This is a genomic window from Pseudomaricurvus hydrocarbonicus (assembly GCF_011602365.1).
Taxonomy (GTDB): domain Bacteria; phylum Pseudomonadota; class Gammaproteobacteria; order Pseudomonadales; family Cellvibrionaceae; genus Pseudomaricurvus; species Pseudomaricurvus hydrocarbonicus.
Window position 1 is genome coordinate 116474 of record NZ_JAAONZ010000005.1, and the last position, 23490, is coordinate 139963.

Sequence of the window (23490 nt, forward strand, 5' to 3'; positions counted from 1 at the left end):
ATAACAAAGGCAACAGTATGGAAAGCAGCGAGGTTTATTACGATCCGTATTCACGGGAAATTGTGGAACAACCCTACCCGGTGTACCAACGTTTACGGCAAGAGGCACCTCTGTATTACAACAAGAAATACGACTTTTATGCCGTAAGCCGGTATGAAGATGTGCGCAAGGGGCTGGGTGATCATGAAACGTTTATCTCGTCTCGTGGCGGTATTCTGGAAATGATCCAACAGAATATCCAGATGCCTGCCGGGACGTTTATCTTTGAAGATAAGCCCCGTCACACCATGTACCGTCAAATTGCCCAGCGTTTGTTTACCCCGCGAAGAATGATGAATTTGGAACCGATGGTAAGAAAATTGGCGGCTCAGGTGCTGGACCCTCTGGTAGAGCGAGATGAGTTCGATTTTATTCACGATGTGGGACGTGAACTGCCCATGCGGGTGATCGGCATGTTGATGGGTATCCCAGAGTCTGACTTTCAATCTGTTCGGGAAATTACCGACTCCAAAATGCGCACCGAAGAAGGTAAACCGCTGGATTATGGCGAGGGGCTGCAACTGGAGCAAAGCTTTGATAAATACATTGATTGGCGAGAGAAGAACCCGGGTGATGATGTCACCACAGAGCTGATAAATGTTGAGTTTACGGATGAGACCGGAACCCTGCGCAAGCTGACACGAGAAGAACTGGTGACGTTTTTTAATGTTCTCGCCGGAGCGGGTAATGAGACTACCAACCGGTTGATCGGCTGGGTGGCGAAGGCGCTGGCGGAGCATCCGAAGCAGCGGCGGGAATTGGTGAAAAGCCCTTCGTTAATTCCCGACGCGATTGAGGAGGTGCTGAGGCTGGAACCACCGGGTCCCCATGTCGCCCGATATGTTGCAAAAGACGTTGAAATTCAGGGACAGACGGTACCGGCCGGGAGTGCGATCTTGTTCCTTGTGGGATCGGCTAATCACGATGAGCGCATTTTCCCCAACCCGGATCATTTTGATCTGTATCGCGGTAGAACTCCTTCTCATGTGACTTTTGGTTATGGTATTCATACGTGCATCGGTAATGTGTTGGCACGGCTGGAAGGCCGGGTGGTGTTTGAGGAGTTATTGAAGCGTATTCCAGATTGGGACGTGGACATGGAGCATGCCAAATTGTTGTCAACCTCGACCGTGCGTGGCTGGGACACATTGCCCGCGTATGTGAATGCCCGTGGTGCCCAGACGATCAAGGATCGGGCGGTGCAACAGGCACAGCAGAATGCCGCCTCCTCAGCGTCGGCCCCCGCGACTCTGGATGGTGAGTGGGTGGTGACCGTCAAAGGTCCAACGGGCCCCATGGACAGCAGCCTGGCTTTAACCACGACAGACGGTGTATTGGGAGGCGAACAAACCGGCGAAGGCACCACTACGGTCATTGAAGAAATCGCCTACAATCCTGCAACCGGCGATGTGACCTGGATTAACAAGATCAGTAAGCCGATGAAAATGACTTTGAAATTTACGGGCAAGGTGGAAGGGAATAGCATGTCAGGCAAGGTTAAAGCAGGGTTTATGGGGTCTTTCGCTTTTACAGGTCAGAAACCCTGAACCTAAACTGAGACGGCAGAGACAGGTTTTCAGGTAAAGATGGCCATGATCATTAAAGAAATTAATTACAATTCCGAGGATTACAAACAAACCCTGATCCTTCGGGAGGCTGTGCTTCGCTTTCCTTTAAACCTGATTTTGACCCGCCTCGATGTCAAGGATGATGCCCGGCAATTTCATTTTGGTGTTTTTATACATTCCGAGCTGGCCGCCTGTGTGGTTGTCAAACCACTGCCGGGTGACACTGTGGGAAAATTGCGGCAAATGGCCGTGTCTGAAGTGTTTCAGGGTAGAGGATTGGGCAGCCGGCTGATTGACTTTGTAGAAGCCATCTTGAAAATGCGTGGCTTCACCCATATGGAAATGTCCGCGCGGCAAACGGCCGTCGAGTTCTACCGAAAACTGGGGTATACGATGGTCGGGGAGGGCTATACCGAACAGGGTATCCCCCATGTAAAAATGGAAAAGCGGTTGTAATTGCAGTTTCAGTTGTGGTTGAGGCTGTGATTATAGCTATAGTAGTTTATGAGTAGTTCAGTAATGTAGAGGTTGAGTAGTTAATGTAGTTGTGGTCGATGCAGTGAGGCTGGGAAGAATTATGAATAATGAAACCAGTTTAAAGAATATTTATATCTTTGTATTTGTAATAGGCGTTGCGGTTTTAAGTCCTGCTGCGACAGCCAATAGCTGTAATGAACAGTCGCCAAATTTGATTGCTCTGGGCGAGGGGTATTATGAGCTTGAAAACGAGTATATCCCGACAGTCGATGAAAAAAATCAACTTGAAAACCTGTTTCGTCAACTGGAAGGCGATTGGCTGGGTGATCTGATTTTCAAGGATTGTAAAGGTTCTGTAGGAGAGCCCCGGGAGGAGTATCAAGACGCCACCCTGGAGGTGGATATCGAACTGGACTCTGCCGGTAATCTCAATATCCATGCTGAAAAAACCTTTGCCGAAGATAATGTTCTGAGGCTGGAAAATCTCGAATTACTCAATGGCTTCTGGATTTATGATTTGAACATGGTGGCCGATAATCACTTTGTCTTCATTGAAAAATCCCGTCGAAATAATGTCAATGCCGGGGCGAGATTGGTTGAAACACGGTATGAGATCATTGCGGATCAAAGTTCTCTATCGATGCAGAGGGTAACCTACATTAATGGTTATTACGCATCGCAAGAGGAGTGGCAATTATTTCGATGACACCAGTACTCAGGGAGTCAACCCAATCTGTTTTGAGTTGCTTAGCCAGGCTGACTGTACGTAGGTAATCAATAGAGTGTACCGATAGAGTGATGTACAAAGCAGTTTTCTCGCGGTAGGTTGTTCTGTGACTATTCACCTGCGATGAGAACACCTATGAAAATCGATTGGATCCGCGGCGATAGACTGGGATTGGACATACCGGCACACGCTGCTGCCCTGATGGAAGGGGGAGAGGCGTTTCTGACCAGGGCCTTCCAGTTGACCGGCGTGCTAGCCGCCGATAATCGAATCAAGACCATTACCGAATGCCGCGAAATTGAGGGGGGTAGCACCGGTCGAAAAGTGCTGCTCTCGGTTGAGTATGAAACCCCCTTGCCACATTTACATCGCGATCTGTTTGTGAAGTTTTCCCGAGACTTTGACAATGACCATAGAGATGCGGCAAAAGTGCAGATGGAATTGGAAGTATTATTTGCTTTGTTATCTCGGGATCCAGGTTTTCCCGTGGCCGTTCCGATTTGTTACTTCTCCGATTTCCACCATGAGTCCGGAACCGGCATCCTCATTACTCAGCGAATTCCTTATGATCAGAATGGGGTAGAGCCCCAATACCCCAAATGTCTGGATTATGAAATGCCCGATCCCCTGGGGCACTACCGGGCACTGATTACCGCCCTGGCACGTTTGGCGGGTACACACAAGGCTGGAAAGTTAGCCGACACAGTTGAAACTTACTTTCCCTTTGAGCCGGAAAAATTGTCGGTCAGTCAACGTGCGCCTTATACGCCTGAACAGATATTACGCCGTGTCAGGCAATACGCCGAGTTCAGTCATGCCTACCCTCAGATTTTGCCGGAACCTATCCGCAGCGATGCTTTTCTTGAGCGCTTGGCAGAAGAAGCGCCGCGTTTCCAGAAATTGGAGTCTGTTGCCAAACAGATCCTCCAGAGCTCACCGGAATTGATCGCCTTGTGTCACTGGAATGCACACGTGGACAATGCCTGGTTCTGGCGCGATGAAAAGGAACAACTGCAATGTGGCCTGATAGACTGGGGAAATGTGTGCCAAATGAATGTGGCTATGGCGATTTGGGGCTGCCTGAGCGCGGCAGAGTTAAACATCTGGCATGATCATTTGGATGAGTTACTGACCTTGTTCGTGGATGAATTTCATCAGGCGGGTGGTGAAAAAATTATTCTTGGTGAGCTAAAACGACATTTGAAAATCTATGTCGGGATGATGGGGCTGGCCTGGATGCTGGATGCGCCGAAATTGATTCTGCTTCACGCGCCGGAATTGGCTGTGGCAAAAGATAGGCTCGATGAGCGCATCCAGAGCAGCGAAAGGGCCCGTTCGCAACTGCTGATCATGTCGGTGTTTCTGAGTTTCTGGCACAGTCAGGACATGCAGGAAATCATCGACTTTATGGAGTCCTTTCACGAATCCCCTTAGCGGCGGGTATAGACCGTGTGCTCTGCACGAATGCCGTCTTGTTATTGCCCTCAGTAAAATGACCGTCTGAACTCCTGCGTGCCAATCAGCGCCTCAGTGTCCTACACTGTAGAAAACTGAACGGCTTCGGTATAGAGCCCTGGGCCTCCACAGGACACGAAAGCATGACTTCTGAATTGCACGCCTTGCGACAAGCGTTTGCCTCGCGCAATTGGCCGTTGACGAGTCAGCTGTGTCAAAAGATATTAACGGCTGATCCACAACAGGTGGATGCTCACATGGTGATGGGGTTGATGGCCGGGCAGCACGGCCATTTGGGGGCTGCGTTGCGTGCGTTTGAAACTGTGGTGAAGCTCGATTCCTCTCGTCTTGATGCCCGTATTCAGTTGGCGCGATGCCTTGTGCATAAAGGTGAGCATGGCTTGGCTCGACAACAGGCTGACTGGATTCTGCACAGCGCAGCGTGCCATACCTTGTCTGCCACCTTGTTGGATCTGCTGGCCACGGTCTATAGCCATATCGGTTTGCAGGAAACGGCGCTGACCTTGTACGAGCGCTGTTTGGAGATGTCTCCGGATTCCGTACCGTACCTGTCGAATACGGCCGGTTGCCTGATCTTCCTAGGGCACAGGCAACGGGCCAAAAACTACCTGCTGCACGCACTGGAGCTGCAGCCTAATTACCCCAAAGCTCATTGGCAGTTAGCGCGCTTAGAGCCAGCTAACGCTAATGTGGTCAGTACATTGCAGACGGCTCTGGAAAAATGCCCGGACACAGATCCTCAGGGTCAAATCTTTCTGCACTACAGTCTGGGTAAAGCCTTTGAAGACCTGCGGCAATGGGATAAGGCCTGGCAACACTTTCATGGGGGGGCTAAAGCCCAGCGACAGCGACTGAACTACAACCCCGCCAGCGATCGCCAACTGTTTCAGTCATTACGGCACACATTCGATTCATCGTGGTTTTCGAGCCTCTCCAATGACGGCGCGACTCAGCAGAATCTGGCCTCGACAGGACCCGTCTTTGTGGTCGGCCTGCCGCGCTCTGGAACCACGTTGGTAGAGCGCATCATTACCAATCACAGCGGGGTTCAATCTCTGGGTGAGTTGCCTCACATTCCCATCCAGACGAAACGGCTGGCTGCGCTTCAATCTGGCGATCTGCTGAGTGTGGAGGTGCTGGAAGCGGTGGCTCACCAAAACCTGAAGCCGCTTGCTGAACATTATTATCAGGCCATTCACTACCTGCGCAATGACCAGCCGCGGTTTGTCGACAAACTGCCACACAACAGCCTTTACATCGGCTTATTGGCCAAAGCTTTCCCCGAGGCTCAATTCGTCTGCCTGCAGCGCGAGCCTATGGATAACTGTTGGGCGCTATACAAACAACTCTTTGCCGGGGCTTACTTTTACTCTTACGAATTAGAGGAGTTGGGCAGTTATGTCCAGCAGCATCGCGAGCTGATGGCGCACTGGCAAAGGCACCTGCCGGAACGTTTTCATACGATCGACTATGAGACGCTGGTGACGGAGCAGGAAGATACAACCCGTGGCCTGTTGAATTTTTTACAGCTGGAGTTCGAACCCGAATGTTTGGCGTTTGAGAGCAATCGTACCGCCGCAGCGACAGCCAGTGCGGCGCAGGTACGCAGCAAAATCCACAGCCGGTCGGTGGGTGGGTGGTGTCATTATGAGAAGCAATTGGCGACGTTGAAAAAATATTTTTACGAGCAATAGCCACCAGTTTCTGTAGTACTTTCTGAAATTAAAGCCCATTTTCTGAAACATTGAGTGCATAGAAGCCCTCCCGGAGGTCTCATTAAAAATAATGACTTGTTTTCCACAGTGATAGGTTGTTCAAAAAGGTGCGCTAAGCTATTGAATTTACCTCCAAGGCGGGCAAGGCCCTCGATGTGGGTTGTGGTGTAGGCGGCAGGTTCCCGAGTTACCCTATGCACCACCTGTTGCGTGACTCCTTTTTAGCAGTTGTTGTTTGAAAGTTCTTGTTTGTGGTGGGAACCTACTGTCCTCACCATGAAAGACGGGCGGCAACACGCGCCGCATCAACGTGGATTGAAAACGACCAGCCATTGCGCTCACACAGCCGTTGAACAATACCCAGACCCAGGCCATATCCGTGAGACGACGCCTCGCTCGGGGTGTGGCGACCATCAGCGTCACTGCTCACTTGATTGGTGACTAATAGCTCGTGCTCTTTGATGAGAATCGTGATCGGTCCCTGCCCGGCGAGAGTGTGCTCGAACGCATTTCGCACCAGATTATTGACCGCGATAGAAAAAGCTTGTGGATGCCCGCATACTGTGGGTTTTGCGAGCTGATCGATTTCAACATCGACGAACTTGCCTCGCAGTAAATGGCGTTGTTGTTCTATAGCCTGGTTCACCAGCGGCATCACCAAAAACTGTTTGCCATACAAACCGTCGTCGGTTTCGCGAGCGAGGAACAAGAAAAGTTCAATCGTGGTCTTCATGTCGAGCGTCGCACGCCTCACCCGATCAACCACCTTCTGATCGGCTACTGACAGATCGCTTTGTTCTAACAGCTCGAGTGCACCTGTTATCACCGTGATCGGCGTGCGCAATTCATGGCTGGCTGAATCGGTAAAGTAGCGCTCTCTCGCAACAAATGCGCTGATACGTTCAAGAGTCTTTTCAATGGTTCCAGCGAGCATGCCAACCTCATCGTCGCCGAACCAGCTAGACTCTATGCGCTTATGATCTCCGGCTGATAGATGTTCCAGATCAATGTCCGCGACCACTTTGGCGAGTTGCACTACAGGGGCGACGGCTCTCCGCATCACTACTACTCCCAGAGCGAAACCAAAAACTCCGGGAGCGCCCACAACACTGGTGATAATGAGCAGCCACCACCAATCCTCGGACGAGGCAGCCTCAATTCCGGCAACGTCGAAAACCACAAATGCGCGCCGCTGTTCATTGTCTGTAGGTATTATCGCGACATGTAACTGTTCGGCATTGAATTCGTACAATCCCTCATCAGGGGTTGTCTGCGCCCACTCCCTAATTGATTCCGGCAAGCTACCAACCTCGTCGTACCCGCGAAGGTTGGTCGTCAAAGAGGGATAGCTTTCGGCGGCACGCTTCAGCTGATGCTGCAGCACATGGTCCTCGGTCAACTTGATGGCAGCGAAGAAGGCGAATCCCCAGGCCAGGCTGAGTACAGAAACGCATATCGAAAATGCAATTGCGGAAGACCTAGACAGGCACTTCCCAAAAAGACTTTGAGAATTCCATACTAGTTCTTTTGGATTTCACCAAATTCTCAAGCGTAATCAGAATTAATTGACCAAAAGCCTAAAAAGAGGTCAAAAAGCCATATTTCAGACGCAGAAACTCCTCGGTGGCACAAGTCCTAGACAGGCACTTCCCAGATGGTGGACCATTTATATGGCAGCCTTGACCTTAAAGATTAATAGGAATTAGTAAAGCCTGGAAGCGACTATTGGATTGGAGAGGTAAGTCTGGCGAATTTAACTGCAAACTGAAACCACCAGGGTTTTTCATAGAGCTCCGTTGAAGAAACCTCACGTGCTGACTGAAAATCGTTGTTAAACATCAATTCCACTTTATTGATAAAAACAGGATCGTCAGCGATCACCGCTGTAATTTCAAAATTGAGTCTGAATGATCGATTGTCAAAGTTGGCCGTACCTATGGTGGCGACACGCTCATCAATTAACATGGCCTTTTCGTGTAGAAACCCGTCGGCGTAACGGAAAAAACGGACCCCGGTAAGCCCTGCTTCTTCGAGGTAAGAAAATCCCGCCAGATAAACCAGATAATGATCAGGCATTTCAGGAATCAGGATTCGAACATCCACTCCCCTCAAACCAGCCAGTTGCAAGGCGTTTAATACTGAGCGATCCGGAATAAAATACGGGCTTGCTATCCAGATCCTGCTTCTGGCACTGTTTATTGCTTGCGTGAACATTAGGCTGGCTGATTCGAGTTCGTCTGCCGGTCCAGTCGGCAGGATGAGTGCAGCGCTTTTACCCGGTGCAACATCAGGCACATCCCAGTTTAAATTGAGAATTGTCTCTGTGGCCCAGTGCCAATCCTGAATAAAGGATAACTGCGCACCCAGTGATGCAGGGCCTTCTATTCGAACATGGGTATCGCGCCAATGGCCGAATTTGGCATTGAGCCCAAGGTATTCATCTCCGACATTATGCCCGCCGATCCAGCACACTTTTCCATCGGTAACGACAATCTTCCGATGATTCCTAAAATTTAACTGGAACCGGTTACCATGACCCTTGCGTGTATTGAAAGGTGCGACTTTTATGCCGGCATCGCGCAATTCCTGCAGATAGCCAACAGACAGAGAATGACTGCCGACTTCATCATAAAGGAAATAAATTCGAATACCCACACTGGCCTTCTGTTTGAGCGATTCTTTAATTCTTCTGCCTAGCCCGTCGTCTTTGATAATAAAAAACTGAAACAGGATGTATTCTTTCGCGGCAAATATTCCGGAAATAATATCATTAAAAGTAGCTTCACCATCGACGAGAAGTTCAACGGCATTACCGCCTAACATTGGTTGTGCCGCCAGTCTTTCGGCGGCCAGTGTCGCGGGATCCAGTTGGTCTTTGTTTAGAATATAGGGCGCTAATGTCTCGCGCCTGTCTAGCAACACATCAACGCCCAGTTGCTGCGAGAGCTTACGGGCGCTGACATATCCTTTGAAACGATTGCGTCCCAGAAACCAGTAAAGCGGGAGTGCGATGTATGGAAAACTGATAAGGGAGATGCTCCAGGCAATGGCACCCTGCTCAGTTCGGGTATATAGCACGGCATGAACCGCGCTAATACATCCCAGCATGTGTAGGAATAAAATGAAGAACGCCACATTTACCTGCTACGAGTTTTAAAATTAATCACTACAATACTGGCGCTGCCAGATGAGACAAATTATCACCAAACCTCAACCAGAAAGACTTATCTTCCAACTCGCTGATGTCGATGTCTTTAGCGTGCATAAAGTCCTGTTAGAACAAGTCCTAGACAGGCATTTCCCACCACCTAGGCTGAGTGAGTTAGGAGCATATCTGAGACATCTTTTTTTGAAAAATAAAGAGTTATCGATTTTGATTGAAGGTGAAGAAACCTTTAGATCAACAGAAACCAACAGATAATCCTAATACTAGATAGTAGTCTTTGGATCATAAAAGACAAACGCAGACTGCCCAATGTGGCGGATGAATAAGCAATATTTCCAAAGCGTGCAAGATATTGCGTATCGAGTAGCATATTTTGTCGATATAAAAAGACCGTGAATCACGGTGGTGAGTTAGCAGAACAAGTCCTAGACAGGCACTTCCAAAAAAAGACTTTGAAAATTTCATCCTAGTTCTTTTGGATTTCACCAAATTCTCAAGCGTAATCAGAATTAATTGACCAAAAGCCTAAACAGAGGTCAAATATGAATAATGACTGTCCTTGATTTTTATATCCCGGGCTTTCATTTGATTACAGGCACCCTAATTTCCCCAAAAGATACTAAAGCAGGTCAAACACCCACAGTCACTCAGCGTTATGCTATGGTTGGGGTCTCATTTACCGGTCAATGCCATCTAGAGAATACCGATCTGCTCCAGGGCTGCCATGCTCGGCCACTAATGATCAGACGTTAAGTGGCATTTGGCACGAAAAATGGCTTGGAGACAGACTAATTTCATAATGACTCATTATTTGCAAAGTATTGAAGCTGGAATTGACCACCTGATTGATTCGGTCGGTAAAAACATTGTAATGGCACTACCCCTGGGGTTGGGAAAAGCTAATCACTTTGCAAACGGGATATTCAAAAGAGCCCAATCGGATCCAGCCATAACATTACACATTGTGACTGCGCTCACACTGGAATTTCCACGGGCCAAGGACGAGTTATCCTCAAGGTTTTTACAGCCCTTTGTTCACCGTATTTATGCCGACTACCCAGAATTAGAATACGCCATTTCCAGACGGGACAACAGTTTACCAACCAACGTTAAAGTTTCTGAGTTTTTCTTAAATCCAGGTCAACTTTTAGGCAATACCTCTGCCCAATGCGAATTTTTAAACAGCAACTATACGCATGCCGTACGTGACCTGGTAGACCTTGGTGTTAATGTTATCGCCCATCAAGTCGCTCCCAATCCGGACGGGCGCCGATACTACAGCTTAAGCTGTAACCCGGATGTGACTATTGATTTGGTAAAAGCCTTGAAAGCGGTAGACAAGAAGGTTTTCACTATAGCTCAAGTAAACAGGAAGCTGCCGTATTTACACGGCGAGGCTGAGATTAGCGAAACTTTTTTCGATCTGTTAATTACCGGCGATAACTCTCAACAAAATGACCATGGCAATTTTCCTCTCTTTGCTATTCCCCAGGCTCCGGTAGGATTATCGGATTATGCTATTGCCGCTCACGCCAGCACGCTGATTAAAGATGGCGGCACAATACAGATTGGTATTGGTTCCATGGGGGATGCCATCGCCTTTATGCTGGCGATGCGCCAGCATGATAATCAAAATTATCAAAGGCTATTGAACATACTGATACATTCCGGACATGCTGATATTCGCCCACGCCTGGAGTTGGAAAAGAATACGTTTGAACAAGGCATTTATGCCAATACCGAAATGTATGTAGAGGGGCTTCTCTATTTACGGAAACATTCTGTTCTTACCCGCAAGGTTTATCCAAGTGATGAATTACAGTCTCTACTCGATCATGATGTCATTCAACCAGAAATCAGCCCTGAGCTGATCAATATACTCTTTCAAAAAAGGGTTATTAAGGCGCCTTTGTCAGTGGATGATTTTCAATTGTTAAAGGCATTGCATTGTATTCCTGAAGGTCTTTACTGGCAAGATGGCGACATCGTCAGTCACACAAATACAGTGTTACCGGAGAGTGATCAAAACCCGCAAACAGTGGCTGCTTTGTGTGATGAAAACATCGGCCAACCACTGGGAAGCGGACACTACTGTCACGCTGGTTTTTTTATAGGTTCTGAAAACTTTTACCAGCAGTTACGTGATCTTGATAACGACTCACGTGATGGGCTGAATATGTGCCCGGTGAGCTACACAAATCATCTTTATGGTAATGAGGCATTAAAACGAGTTCAGCGACGTGATTCGCGATTTATCAATACCGGAATGATGGCCACATTAACAGGAGCCATCATTTCCGACGGATTAAAAGACTATAAAATCGTGAGCGGTGTTGGTGGGCAGTATAATTTTGTTGCTCAAGCTCACGAATTGCCAAACTCGCGCTCAATCATTTGTTTGCATAGCACACGTACAGCGAAAGGGAAGACACAATCCAATATTGTTTGGGACTACCCACATGTAACAATTCCCCGTCATCTTCGTGATATTGTGATTACGGAGTACGGTATGGCGGATCTGAGAGGCGTGTCAGACCGTGAGGTAATTTCGAGGATGTTGTGCATTGCCGATTCAAGGTTCCAACCAGAATTGTTAAAAATGGCAAAAGCAGCAGGAAAAATTGAAATTGATTATGAAGTTCCTGAGGCCTTCTGCAACAATTTTCCCGAGGCTGTGCATCATTCTCTACGTAAAGAATCTCTGAGCAGTCATCTCCCTCACTACCCTATGGGGTCGGATTTCACCAGAGAAGAGATGACGTTGGCAATCGCACTTAAACTGTTAAAACAAATCAACCCCAACCGGAAGGGATTGGTTAAATTGTTGGCCAAAGGCTGGAAAAACCGTAATGATGCATTAGTGTTTGACGATGAATTGAAGAGGATGGGGCTTGATAAGGCGCTAACTGCGAAGCAATACTTCTACCGGTTATTACTCATTGGAGCACTGATCAGTTCAGATCTATCTGGTAGACCTTTACTGAAATCTTTCTAGGTCTTCTGTTCGACATCACTGTCTTCCAGGACAAGCCGATCGATCACGGGTGCGCGGCTCCCTTACCGCTCCTTTGGCCTCACGAGCCGGCCAGGCCGTGCGTCGGGCTGTGGAGTCCTACCCCGAGGTTCTGAACGTTGTGGTCGTCGTTACGGGCGGACTTTCGCATCAGATACACGTCGAACTCGCTGGCTTTAATAACACCGACTGGGATATGGAATTTCTTGAGTTACTGCAACACGATCCTCAGGCTCTGACGCGTATGACACAAGCCGACTACGTGCGATTGGGAGGGTCTGAGAGTTTTGAGCAGATCATGTGGCTGGCGATGCGAGGTGCCGTCGAGGGCCCTTGGCACAATGTGCATCAAAACTATTACCTCGCCACGACCACGGCCATGACGGCCGTGCTCTATGAGGTGATCAATCCATCGGATCAAGATAACTCTTTAATTAACTGAGGACTCTCAAGTGAATCCGCAAGTAGTTGGTATGGATGAAATTGATTTGAGCAATATGCAAGTTTACGCGATCAAGCGTGGCGAAACCTATGAGGACTTTCTGAAAACCTGACGTGTTCCAGAGATGTGCTGAGAAATGCGGGAGTGCAGATATTGTCCGCTGGCTATCGTGGGGAATACCGTCTCTGTGCCATGGATATTAGCGCGCTGGATGGCGAGATGGAGCACGTGATGTTACTTTAGGTGCACGATCTACGCACTTTTTGGCAGCATTATTAGGAGATTGTAAATGAAGCAAAGCCTGTATCTTCTGGCTGGACTGTTATGTGACGAACGTGTTTGGCGTGCACAGTTTGATGCCCTGCAAGATCTGACTGAGGTTCATGCCCTCGACTTTCGTGGATGCGAGAACCATATTGCAATGGCGCAACGTGTGTTGGCGGAGGCTCCGGTCACATTTGCACTGGCGGGCCATTCCACGGGCGCTCGCGTTGCCCGCGCAGGCTTAGTCGTCATATCACCTCGAATATCGTTATAGATGTTGTGAGTCCAACCGAAGGTCATGCACCAGCTATATCATCTTGTATGCCGCAGCGAACGATGAGGCTGACTCCGTTGCTACTCCGTCTCACCTTATTGGCACGTTTAACGACAAACTGCAGTGGGTTGAGGGAACATGGCTGTTTAGTCAGCGGCTAGGGCAGATTGATTTGTTGTTGGCGCCGTAGTCAATGCAGTTATTACTTGAAACTGCGTAAATCAAATGATTATCACCGGTATTCTTATCATACCGAGTCATATCAAAAGCCCAGCTCTTCTGACTAGGGCATGGTCGGGTATGTTTTATCTCGACAATGGTCATAACTTAACCCTTAGCGTAAAACTTACAGCCCATCAACCTCCGAAATATTTCTTAATTCTGAGCGCTATCGATTTCTGCAAGTGTCTGCCGCTCTCACATCCGAGCGACAGGGCGGCAGTCCATGCCTATTCGGGGAAGCGTACGTTACCGCACAGACCTAAAGCGTCAATTCTAGATACTATTTCACTCTAGATATTACCTTTTCTCCGTGCTGATTTGATAAGCCCAGTTTATTTTTTGAATATCAGTGACTTCTCTATTCAGCCGCCATTGTTTCTAATGTCTTCGAATCGCCATCGTCCGAGCTGGGGGGATTCTTGCGGGCCTTGAATCGTCTGATCAAGTTCAGTTTGACAGTTTTTTTTGTGATTAAGGAAGCGTGCCTTATAAACGTTAAGTGTATAGAGATATATCAGTAAGCGGTTGAAAGCAGTGAAATTCACGTTGGCAAAGCCAGCAGTACAATGGATTATCGATATTGATGAATCAAATGTCACTGAAAAATTTTAGCAAGGTATTCAATGGCCATATTTCAAAAGGCACGGATTTCATCAGGCGTTTGAATGGTAAAGGCGTAAAGCTGGATGCAGAAGTCGAGGAAATGCCGCTACGTGATGAGCTGTTTTGCGCTGAACAAATGGAGCAGCACGGAAAATATTTGGCGTTGAAACATACCTTGGGTGAATCGGAACATTTAGATCGCTTGCTGTCACGTCTCGATGACAATGAGCGCCGCTTAATTGAAACGCATTCACTGTTAACCGCCGCGGTAAAGAACAAATTGCGGATAGTTCCTGCTGGGGAATGGTTGCTGGATAACTTTTACTTGATTGATGAACAAGTGCGTATCGCAAGACGGCATTTACCAAAGGATTACAGTCGTGAGTTGCCGCGGTTGGTAGAAGGACCTTCTGCAGGCTTGCCGCGTGTCTATGATCTGGCTTTAGAGGTTATCTCTCATGGCGACGGCCGTGTTGATCGCGAGGCGTTAACGCTGTTTGTTGCTGCCTATCAAACCGTTACACCATTGATGTTAGGTGAGCTGTGGGCAATCCCCATCATGCTGCGGCTAGCGATGATTGAGAATTTACGACGCGTCAGTGTGCGCATTGCTGCGGCCAGAGTGAATGTCAACCTGGCCCAGGAGTGGGCTAACAGAATGCTGGAAATCGCTGAAAGTGACCCCAAAAGTCTGATTTTAGTGATTGCTGACATGGCCCGTTCAGCCCCGCCGATGGTGAGTTCATTTGTGGCGGAGCTGGAGCGTTGTCTTCAGGGGCACGGATCGGCTCTGGCTCTGCCATTAACCTGGATCAGGCAGCGATTGGCTGAATCGAGTTTGACCATCGAACAGCTGGTACTTTCAGAAACTCAACAGCAGGCGGCCGATCAGGCTTCTGTCAGTAATACCATAGGCAGTTTGCGCTTTTTGGGAGCAATGGAGTGGCGTGAATTTATCGAGGACATGAGTCTGGTCGAACGGGTACTGTGTCGGGACATGTGCGAGGATAATTGCGGTACAGTGTATTCCGCGATGGATTTTGCTTCCCGCGATCGCTACCGGCAAGTCATCGATATTCTGGCCAAACGCAGCCCAGGTTTCGACTCGTCCTTGGGACAGGCTGAAATTCATGTGGCGGAGGTGGCGATCGATCTTGCGAAATCAGGGGCTGTGCAAAACGGTCATCATGATCATACCGCTCATGTGGGTTACTACTTGATAGATCAAGGGCGGCCCACATTAGAAACGGTGCTAGGCGTGAAGCTGACCCGTGTGGAGCGGATCAGTCGTTGGCTTCGCCGTGCGCCGTTAGTGGTGTACCTCGGCTCCATCACATTATTGACAATGATATTTAGCGGTGCACTGCTGATACCAGCGTATCGTGAAAGTATGGTCGCTTGGCAATTTATACTGCTGTCGACCTTGGTGATATTGGCGTTCAGCCAGTTGGCGTCGGCGCTGGTAAACTGGTTAGTGACCTTATTGGTGAGGCCGCAATTATTGCCGCGCATGGATTACTCGAAAGGGTTACCACCGGAGAAGCGCACCCTGGTGGTTATTCCTACCTTGCTCAGTAGCGCGCGGGGTGTTTCGGATCTCCTTGAGGCCCTCGAAGTGCGTTTTCTGGGATGCCGTGATCCCTATCTGCATTTTGCACTGCTGTCGGATTTTTGTGATGCTGATGTCGAGACTCTGCCGACGGATGAACCGCTGTTAGTGTTGGCCAGTCGCGGTATCGAAAAGCTCAATGAGAAATACCAGACTGGCGACCACTTTTTTTTATTACACCGCCCTCGCCGCTGGAATCCGAAAGAAAATAAGTGGATGGGCTACGAGCGCAAGCGTGGCAAGCTGGCCGAACTCAATCACGCTCTGCGGGGCGGCGGCTGGGATCGCTTCAATGTGACGATCGGCAATAGGGCCGAGCTGTCAGATGTTAAGTACGTCATCACTCTGGATACCGATACCGAGCTGCCTCGAGATTCCGCGCAGCAGTTCATCGCTACCATGGCACACCCTCTCAACCAGCCACGTTATGATGACTGTTGCCGGCGCGTCGTAGGTGGCTATGGCATTCTTCAGCCGCGTATGGCCGCCAGTTTGTCGGGGGCAAACCGCTCTCGCTATGCGCAACTCTGTGGCAATGAACCCGGTATTGATCCCTATACCCGTTCAGTCTCGGATATTTATCAAGACTTATTTGCCGAGGGGTCCTTTATTGGCAAGGGTATTTACGATATTGATGCCTTTGAATGCGCGCTCGACCAACGCTTTCCTGAAAACCGGATTCTCAGTCATGATTTACTTGAGGGTTGCTATGCGCGTTCTGGGCTGCTGAGCGATGTTCATCTGTATGAGGAATATCCCGCCCGCTATCAGACTGATGTTGCGCGGCAGCAGCGTTGGATTCGCGGTGACTGGCAAATAGCCGATTGGTTATTGCCCAGGGTTCCGGGATTCGATGGACGACGGGAGCGCAATCCGCTGTCGTGGTTATCGCAGTGGAAAGTGTTGGATAACCTTCGTCGCAGTCTGATTCCTGTTGTGTTTATGCTGCTGCTATTGTGCGGCTGGTTTTTGTTTTCACAGCCCTGGTTTTGGACATTGGTGGTAGTCGGTGTGCTGTTGATTCCCTCTTTGTTGGCTTGCGTTGTTGATGGGTTGCGTCGGCCTCAGGAGGTTCTTTATAGCCGGCATCTGGCCACGGTGTTCAGATCGGTGCGACAGAACACCACCCTGATTTTATTCCGCTTTGCCTGCCTTCCCTTTGAGGCGTGCATTAACTTTTTTACCATCTTGCGTACGTCTTGGCGCGTATTAGGCACGCACAAACGTTTGCTGGAATGGAGTGTTTTCAATAATCATTCCTCGTCTCGTGGGGATAGCAGTAATGAGGAGGGTCTCGTTGCAGAATATCGCTCAATGTGGATTGCGCCCGCGCTGGCGGTTGGCGTTACCGTGGCGAGTGGTTTTGCCGGGTTGTATATGTTTATAGCGGTCATACCGGTTACCAGTTTATGGCTGTTAGCCCCGTTATTTTCCTGGTGGCTCAGCAAGCCTTTGGTGCGGAATGAACATGAATTAAGTGATGAACAGTTACTGTTTTTACGAAGAATTGCACGGAAAACCTGGGCGTTTTTTGACTGTTTTGTTACTGCCAACGACCATTGGTTACCGCCTGATAATTTTCAGGAAGATCCTGGGCCAGTCTTGGCTCATCGCACGTCGCCAACGAATATTGGTATGTCATTACTGGCCAATATTAGCGCCGCTGATTTTGGCTATATTTCTACCGGCACCCTGCTTAGTCGTTGTGCGGATACCTTTGTTACGCTGGAGAAGCTGGAGCGTTATCAGGGACACTTTTATAACTGGTATGACACCGAAACACTGCAGCCTTTGCCTCCTCGTTACATTTCCTCAGTGGACAGTGGCAATCTCGCTGGACACCTATTAACCCTGCGTGCGGCACTGCTGGAGTTGCCGACACAGATGTTGGTGTCGCCACGTGTTTTTGATGGGCTGGCCGATAGTGTCAGTTTGATGCAGGAAGCGGTAGCCGATGTTCGCAGCGCTATCGATGAAAGCCCTTTTGATGCGGCGTCTATGGCGAAGCTTCAATTACTGATTAACGAGGCTGTTGCGTTACAGCCAATGACCTTGCCGGGGACTTTCTGCTGCCTGCAGGAAATAGCGCGGAGTTTAGCCTGCCTTATTATGACTGCTGCCAAGCACGGTGTGATAAATCCGGCTACTGTAACCCCGGCAGACGAGGCAGACGAGGCAGACGAGGCAGACAGAGTCGAAGTTTTGAATGTTAATGAAAGTTTGAGAGTTAATGGAAATTTGAGTGTTAATAAAAACTTGAGTATGGATGAAAGAATGGCGACCGCCATGCAGTGGTTGTACGCGGTGAAGCGTCAGACGCAAGATGGGCTGGATGATCTTCTGGCTATGGCGCCATGGCTCACAATCAAGAACCTGCCGGAGCCGATGCAGGTAATGATGAAATTTAATAGCATCCCAACATTGGCCGAGTTGAACGAACGGAGTTCACAGTGGCTGGCAGAGATTGATCATCTGGTGACGATCACTCAGCAGCGTGACAGTGATCTGTCAATAGAAAAATCCACAACCGAGCGTGACGCTTTACTCTTCCTGCGTCAACGGCTTGAACAAGGTCAGTCTCAGATGCTTGATCGCATGGCTAGCGCACAGAGTTTGGCTCGGCAGGCGGACGGTTTCGCCATCATGGAGTACGAACTCTTATACGATCGATCGAGCCACCTATTGGCTGTGGGTTACAACGTTGATGAATGCCGATGCGATACCAGCTATTACGACTTGCTGGCGTCGGAAGCACGGCTGTGTAACTTTGTGGCTATTGCTCAGGGGCAGTTGCCACAAGAGAGCTGGTTCGCTCTGGGACGGTTATTGACCAAAGCCGGTGGCGAACCGGTGCTGGTGTCGTGGAGTGGCTCGATGTTTGAGTATCTGATGCCCCTGTTGGTCATGCCCATGTACGACAGCTCTTTGCTGGAACAGAGTTGCCGCGCGGCGGTAATGCGACAGATCGCTTACGGTAAGCAGCGAAGCATGCCCTGGGGGGTGTCTGAGTCGGGTTACAACATTGTCGATGCAAACATGAATTATCAATACCACGCCTTTGGTGTTCCTGGGTTGGGTTTAAAGCGGGGTCTGGCCGAAGAGTTCGTGGTTGCTCCCTACGCTACAGCGCTAGCCTTGATGATTGCACCTGAGCAGGCGTGTCTTAATTTACAACAGTTTTCGAGCGACGGAATAGAGGGGCGATTTGGGTTTTACGAGGCGGTTGACTATACCCCGATACGGTTACTGCGCGGTCAGAGCCACAGTGTTGTGCGCTCTTTTATGGCCCACCATCAGGGTATGACGTTGTTGTCACTGGCCTACCTGCTGTTGCAACGTCCCATGCAGCGGCGCTTTGTGTCAGATCCTGCCTTGCAGGCAACACTTCTGCTGTTGCAGGAGCGCATTCCGAAAACCACCGTGCTGGATACTCGCATTGCGGAACACGCAGAGGGAGAGGATTTTGCCGACGCCATGGAAGCATCACTGGACGCTCCCATGGGCGCACAAACGCAGACACCCGAGGTGCAACTGTTGTCTAACGGACGTTATCAGGTGATGGTGACTAATGCCGGTGGTGGTTACAGCCGTTGGCAGGGATTTGCGTTAACTCGTTGGCGCGAAGACAGCACTTGTGATAACTGGGGATCCTTTATTTATCTGCGTGATCTTAATAGTGGCGAGTATTGGTCAGCCGCTCATCAACCCACTTGCCAACCCGCAGCCAGTTACGCGGCGATGTTTTCGGAAGGTCGTGCTGAATATCGCCGCCGCGATGGAGAGATTGAGACCTACACCGAAATTGTGGTGTCACCGGAAGATGATATCGAGCTGCGCCGAGTGCGCTTGACCAATCGATCACTGACACGAAAAACCATCGAAATCACCAGTTGTACAGAGGTGGTGCTCTCTACCCCCGATGCGGATGCCATGCAATCTGCATTTGGGAAGCTATTTGTCCAGACCGAAGTGCTGAGCCACGAGAACGCGATCCTGTGCAGCCGACGTCCACGATCGACCGGTGAAAAACCCCCGTGGATGTTCCACCTTCTGGGCGCCAATGGAACCGCGGTCAATGACATTTCGTTTGAAACTGATCGCATGCGCTTTATCGGCCGTGGACGTACGTCCGCTGCACCCCAGGCAATGATCGATACGACGCCGTTGTCAGGCAGTCAAGGTTCGGTACTTGATCCGCTCGCAGCCATTCGGTGTTCCATTGTGCTTGAGCCAAGGCAGTCTGCGACGGTTGACTTTATCTTTGGGGCCGCGAGCAGTCGTGAGGAATGCATGACGCTCATTGAGCGTTATCAGGATCGACATCTGACGGATCGGGTGGTCGATCTTGCCGGTACCCACAGCGGCGTGATTTTGCGGCAGATAAACGCTCACCAGCTAGAGGCACAGCTGTATCGACGACTTGCCGGTGCAGTCATCTACGCTAATGCAACCTTGCGCGCCGATGCCAGTATTCTGATTCAGAACCGTCGCGGACAGTCTGGTCTTTGGGGGTATGCGATATCCGGTGACTTGCCGATTGTGTTGCTCAAAATTACGGATATTAATTGTCTGGATCATGCCCGTCAGCTTATCCAGTGTCACGCGTACTGGCGACTCAAAGGGTTGGCAGTTGATTTGGTAATCTGGAATGAAAACCACATTGGCTACCGACAGCAGTTGCAGGATCAGATCATGGGGCTCATTGCCACCAGCAGTGATGCGCATACGATTGATCGACCCGGTGGCATTTTTGTACGCTTTGCCGAACAGATCTCTCTGGAAGACCGGGTTCTGTTACAGGCTGCCGCGCGGGTCATTATTGTCGACAGTGTTGGCACAATGATGGAGCAGGTCAATCGCCGAACACTGATAAATACCAGTGTGGCGCGGTTAACACCTACGGTGTTAGAGGGGGAATTCGGCAGTCCCGTCTCGCGACAACCGCATCAACAGACGGCGCAGCACGCTCCACAACTGATGCTGGAGAATTCACTGGGCGGCTTCAGTGCCGACGGCACCGAGTACATCATTACCACCAGCACCGGAACTCAAACCCCTACGCCTTGGGTTAACGTCATCGCGAATCCCGGTTTTGGCACGGTGGTGACGGAAAGCGGTCTGGCATACAGCTGGAGTGAAAATGCTCATGAATTCCGGCTCACCCCTTGGAGTGATGATCCTGTTGGCACCAGCGGTGGAGAGGCACTCTATCTGCGCGATGAAACCAGTGGTCAGGTTTGGTCGCCCACCGGACAGCCGTGTGCCAGTGTTGGGGCGTATCAGACGCGCCATGGATTTGGCTACAGCGTATTTGAACACAGCACTGCAGAGGGGATTCACTCAGAGCTGAGTATCTATGTGGACCTGGAAGAACCGGTTAAATATTCCGTTTTGAGAGTGCGCAATAATTCTGGCAGAACGCGAGAGCTGTCCGCAACCGGGTTTGTTGAATGGGTGCTAGGGGATCTGCGCGCCAAAACGGCCATGCATGTAGTCACGCACATCGATGCCTTTAGTGGCGCCTTGCTGGCTCACAATAACTACAACACCGAATTCTCTGGACGTGTGGCGTTTTTTGATGTTGATGATATGTCTCGGACTTTAACCGGCGATCGCAGTGAATTTTTGGGGCGTAATGGCTCACTGGCAAACCCTGATGCTTTATCCAGAACCCATTTATCCGGCCGCGTAGGCGCGGCACTCGATCCCTGCGGTGCGCTGCAAGTCAGTTTTGCGTTGGCGGCAGGGGAGGAGCGCGAAATTATTTTTCGTTTGGGCGCGGGACGTGATACCACTCATGCCAGTGAGTTGGCTAAACGGTTACGGATACCAGGAACGGCGAACGCAGCGCTGGCACGAGTGAAACAGCATTGGCAGCACACTCTCGGTGCAGTGCAGATTGATACCCCGGATGTGGCGTTGAATGTGTTGGCAAATGGTTGGTTGGTTTATCAGACGTTAGCCTCCAGGCTATGGGCGCGCAGTGGTTTCTACCAGTCCGGTGGTGCCTTCGGTTTTCGTGATCAACTGCAGGATGCTATGGCCCTGGTGCACACTCAGCCGGCATTGCTGCGGGCGCAGATAGTGTTGTGCGGGCAGCGCCAATATGCGCAGGGTGACGTCCAGCATTGGTGGCATCCTCCTTCAGGCAGAGGTGTGCGCACACGTTGTTCCGATGACTTTTTGTGGCTGCCATTGGCAACCTGTCGCTACCTGAAAACCACAGGCGATGTTGGCGTACTGAATGAACCACTCAATTACCTCGAGGGTCGCAGCCTCAACCCCGATGAAGAATCCTATTACGACTTGCCTGGTTCCTCGCCGCAATTTGCCAGTCTTTATGAGCATTGCCGTCAGGCCATTGAGCACGGTTTGCGTTTAGGTGAGCGCGGCTTGCCATTAATGGGGTCTGGTGACTGGAACGACGGCATGAATCTGGTCGGTATCCATGGCAAAGGGGAGAGTGTTTGGCTCGGGTTCTTCCTCTACCAAGTACTGACAGCTTTTGCCGATGTCGCTCTGATGCATAACGACATGGCCTTCTCTGAGCGGTGCCGGAAAGAAGCCAAGACATTGCGGGGTAATCTTGCCGAACACGCATGGGATGGTGAGTGGTATAAGCGCGCCTGGTTTGACGATGGTACTCCCCTGGGTTCAGCGACGAATCGTGAGTGCAAGATTGATTCTATTTCCCAGAGCTGGTCCGTTTTGTCTGGTGCTGGCGACGGCGAGCGTTCACACAAAGCCATGAATGCGCTGGATAAGTACCTGGTGCGGCGTGAACAGGGGCTAGTACAATTGTTGGATCCGCCCTTTGATAAATCGAAGTTAGAGCCAGGGTACATCAAAGGCTATGTGCCGGGCGTGCGGGAGAACGGTGGGCAATACACCCATGCGGCTATATGGGCGGCGATGGCTTTCGCGCAATTGGGTGACAGTGTTCGTGCGTGGGAATTGCTGACATTGATCAACCCTATTAATCATACATTGACAGCAACAGCGGTCGCTACCTACAAAACTGAGCCATACGTGGTTGCCGCCGATGTGTATGGGGTCGCACCGCACATTGGTCGCGGTGGTTGGACTTGGTATACCGGATCGGCGGGCTGGTTGTACCGCCTGATTATTGAGTCATTGATGGGGTTGAGTCGAGAGGCAGACCGGCTTTTCGTTAAACCCTGTCTACCTCTGGGGTGGGAGGACTGCGCCATTGCCTATCGTTATGGTGAATCGATGTATCACATTAATATTCATCAGAGCACAGTCATGGGCATCCCCAGTGCGAATACCATTGCGCTGGATGGTGTTGAGGTAAATGTTGGGGTGGAGGGGTTGAATGTGCCGCTGATTGACGATCAAAACGAGCATACTGTTGATGTGACTATCTATCGGGTTTCAACATCAACACAAGTGACATTAATGAAACAGTAGAGGCTGATATCGACTTTTCACTCCCTGCTAAGATGACTTATAGCACTAGCATTTTGGGGATTAAGTTCCATCAAATCTCTAGTTAGGATGTACTAAAATGACAGACTTACCCCAATTTTATAGAGTAAAGTCCGAAGGAAAGTTTTGGGTAGATTGACAGGCCGAGCTAACAATTTACCTGATGTTGTGGTTTCCCCACAAAAACAATTTGGTGCTACAGGTGATGAGCGGTCTCCCAAAGATTTATTTATGGCAGCAGTTGCCAACTGTTTTGTTCTCTCATATCGATCTATAGGAGGGCCTCGAAATTAGAATGGAATTTCATCGACTATGAATCTGAAGGGGAGTTAGATAAGGTTGGAATGAAAGTACAGTTGACGCGCGGGGCATCCAAAGTCATATTGTGTATACCTGCATCGGTAAGACGTTCATTCAGATGCTCCCCCACAGCCCAAACCAAGGGC

At 49.9% G+C, this 23490-nt stretch carries 11 protein-coding genes; 9 read left to right on the forward strand and 2 right to left on the reverse strand.

Translation table 11 applies throughout. The features are described from left to right. Nucleotides 1-17: 17 nt before the first annotated feature. From G8770_RS09135 to G8770_RS09155, 5 genes are all read left to right on the forward strand, one after another. The gene (locus G8770_RS09135; protein ID WP_167185131.1) at nucleotides 18-1586 is read left to right on the forward strand and encodes a cytochrome P450; all 1569 of its coding nucleotides are present in this window, start codon (nucleotides 18-20) and stop codon (nucleotides 1584-1586) included. 45 nt (nucleotides 1587-1631) lie between these two features. After that, a complete protein-coding gene (locus G8770_RS09140; protein WP_167185133.1) occupies nucleotides 1632-2063 on the forward strand; it encodes a GNAT family N-acetyltransferase in 432 nt (143 codons plus the stop codon). 121 nt (nucleotides 2064-2184) lie between these two features. Further along, the gene (locus G8770_RS09145; protein WP_167185136.1) at nucleotides 2185-2790 is read left to right on the forward strand and encodes a hypothetical protein; all 606 of its coding nucleotides are present in this window, start codon (nucleotides 2185-2187) and stop codon (nucleotides 2788-2790) included. Between the two features lie 156 nt (nucleotides 2791-2946). Beyond that, nucleotides 2947-4245 (forward strand): aminoglycoside phosphotransferase family protein, encoded by a 1299-nt coding sequence (locus G8770_RS09150; RefSeq protein ID WP_167185139.1) that lies wholly within the window; start codon nucleotides 2947-2949, stop codon nucleotides 4243-4245. A gap of 164 nt (nucleotides 4246-4409) precedes the next feature. Further along, nucleotides 4410-5981 carry a tetratricopeptide repeat-containing sulfotransferase family protein gene (locus tag G8770_RS09155; RefSeq protein WP_167185142.1) on the forward strand — a complete coding sequence of 524 codons (1572 nt, stop codon included), beginning with the start codon at nucleotides 4410-4412 and terminating at the stop codon, nucleotides 5979-5981. Between the two features lie 292 nt (nucleotides 5982-6273). Here G8770_RS09155 and G8770_RS09160 read toward each other — a convergent pair whose 3' ends face one another. Further along, the gene (locus tag G8770_RS09160) at nucleotides 6274-7386 is read right to left on the reverse strand and encodes a sensor histidine kinase (protein ID WP_341771116.1); all 1113 of its coding nucleotides are present in this window, start codon (nucleotides 7384-7386) and stop codon (nucleotides 6274-6276) included. A 338-nt stretch (nucleotides 7387-7724) separates the two neighbouring features. Next, the gene (gene cls, locus G8770_RS09165) at nucleotides 7725-9137 is read right to left on the reverse strand and encodes a cardiolipin synthase (RefSeq protein ID WP_208022158.1); all 1413 of its coding nucleotides are present in this window, start codon (nucleotides 9135-9137) and stop codon (nucleotides 7725-7727) included. Nucleotides 9138-9189: 52 nt separating this feature from the next. On the opposite strand from cls, the gene G8770_RS09170 reads away from it, so the two are divergent. From G8770_RS09170 to G8770_RS24140, 4 genes are all read left to right on the forward strand, one after another. Further along, nucleotides 9190-9423 carry a hypothetical protein gene (locus tag G8770_RS09170; protein WP_167185145.1) on the forward strand — a complete coding sequence of 78 codons (234 nt, stop codon included), beginning with the start codon at nucleotides 9190-9192 and terminating at the stop codon, nucleotides 9421-9423. A gap of 556 nt (nucleotides 9424-9979) precedes the next feature. Continuing rightward, a complete protein-coding gene (locus G8770_RS09175; RefSeq protein ID WP_167185148.1) occupies nucleotides 9980-12163 on the forward strand; it encodes an acetyl-CoA hydrolase/transferase C-terminal domain-containing protein in 2184 nt (727 codons plus the stop codon). Between the two features lie 49 nt (nucleotides 12164-12212). Further along, on the forward strand, nucleotides 12213-12623 hold the full coding sequence (locus tag G8770_RS09180; RefSeq protein WP_341771118.1) for a DODA-type extradiol aromatic ring-opening family dioxygenase: 411 nt from the start codon (nucleotides 12213-12215) through the stop codon (nucleotides 12621-12623). Nucleotides 12624-13975: 1352 nt separating this feature from the next. Then, on the forward strand, nucleotides 13976-23026 hold the full coding sequence (locus G8770_RS24140) for a glycoside hydrolase family 94 protein (protein WP_243760378.1): 9051 nt from the start codon (nucleotides 13976-13978) through the stop codon (nucleotides 23024-23026). Nucleotides 23027-23490: the final 464 nt, after the last annotated feature.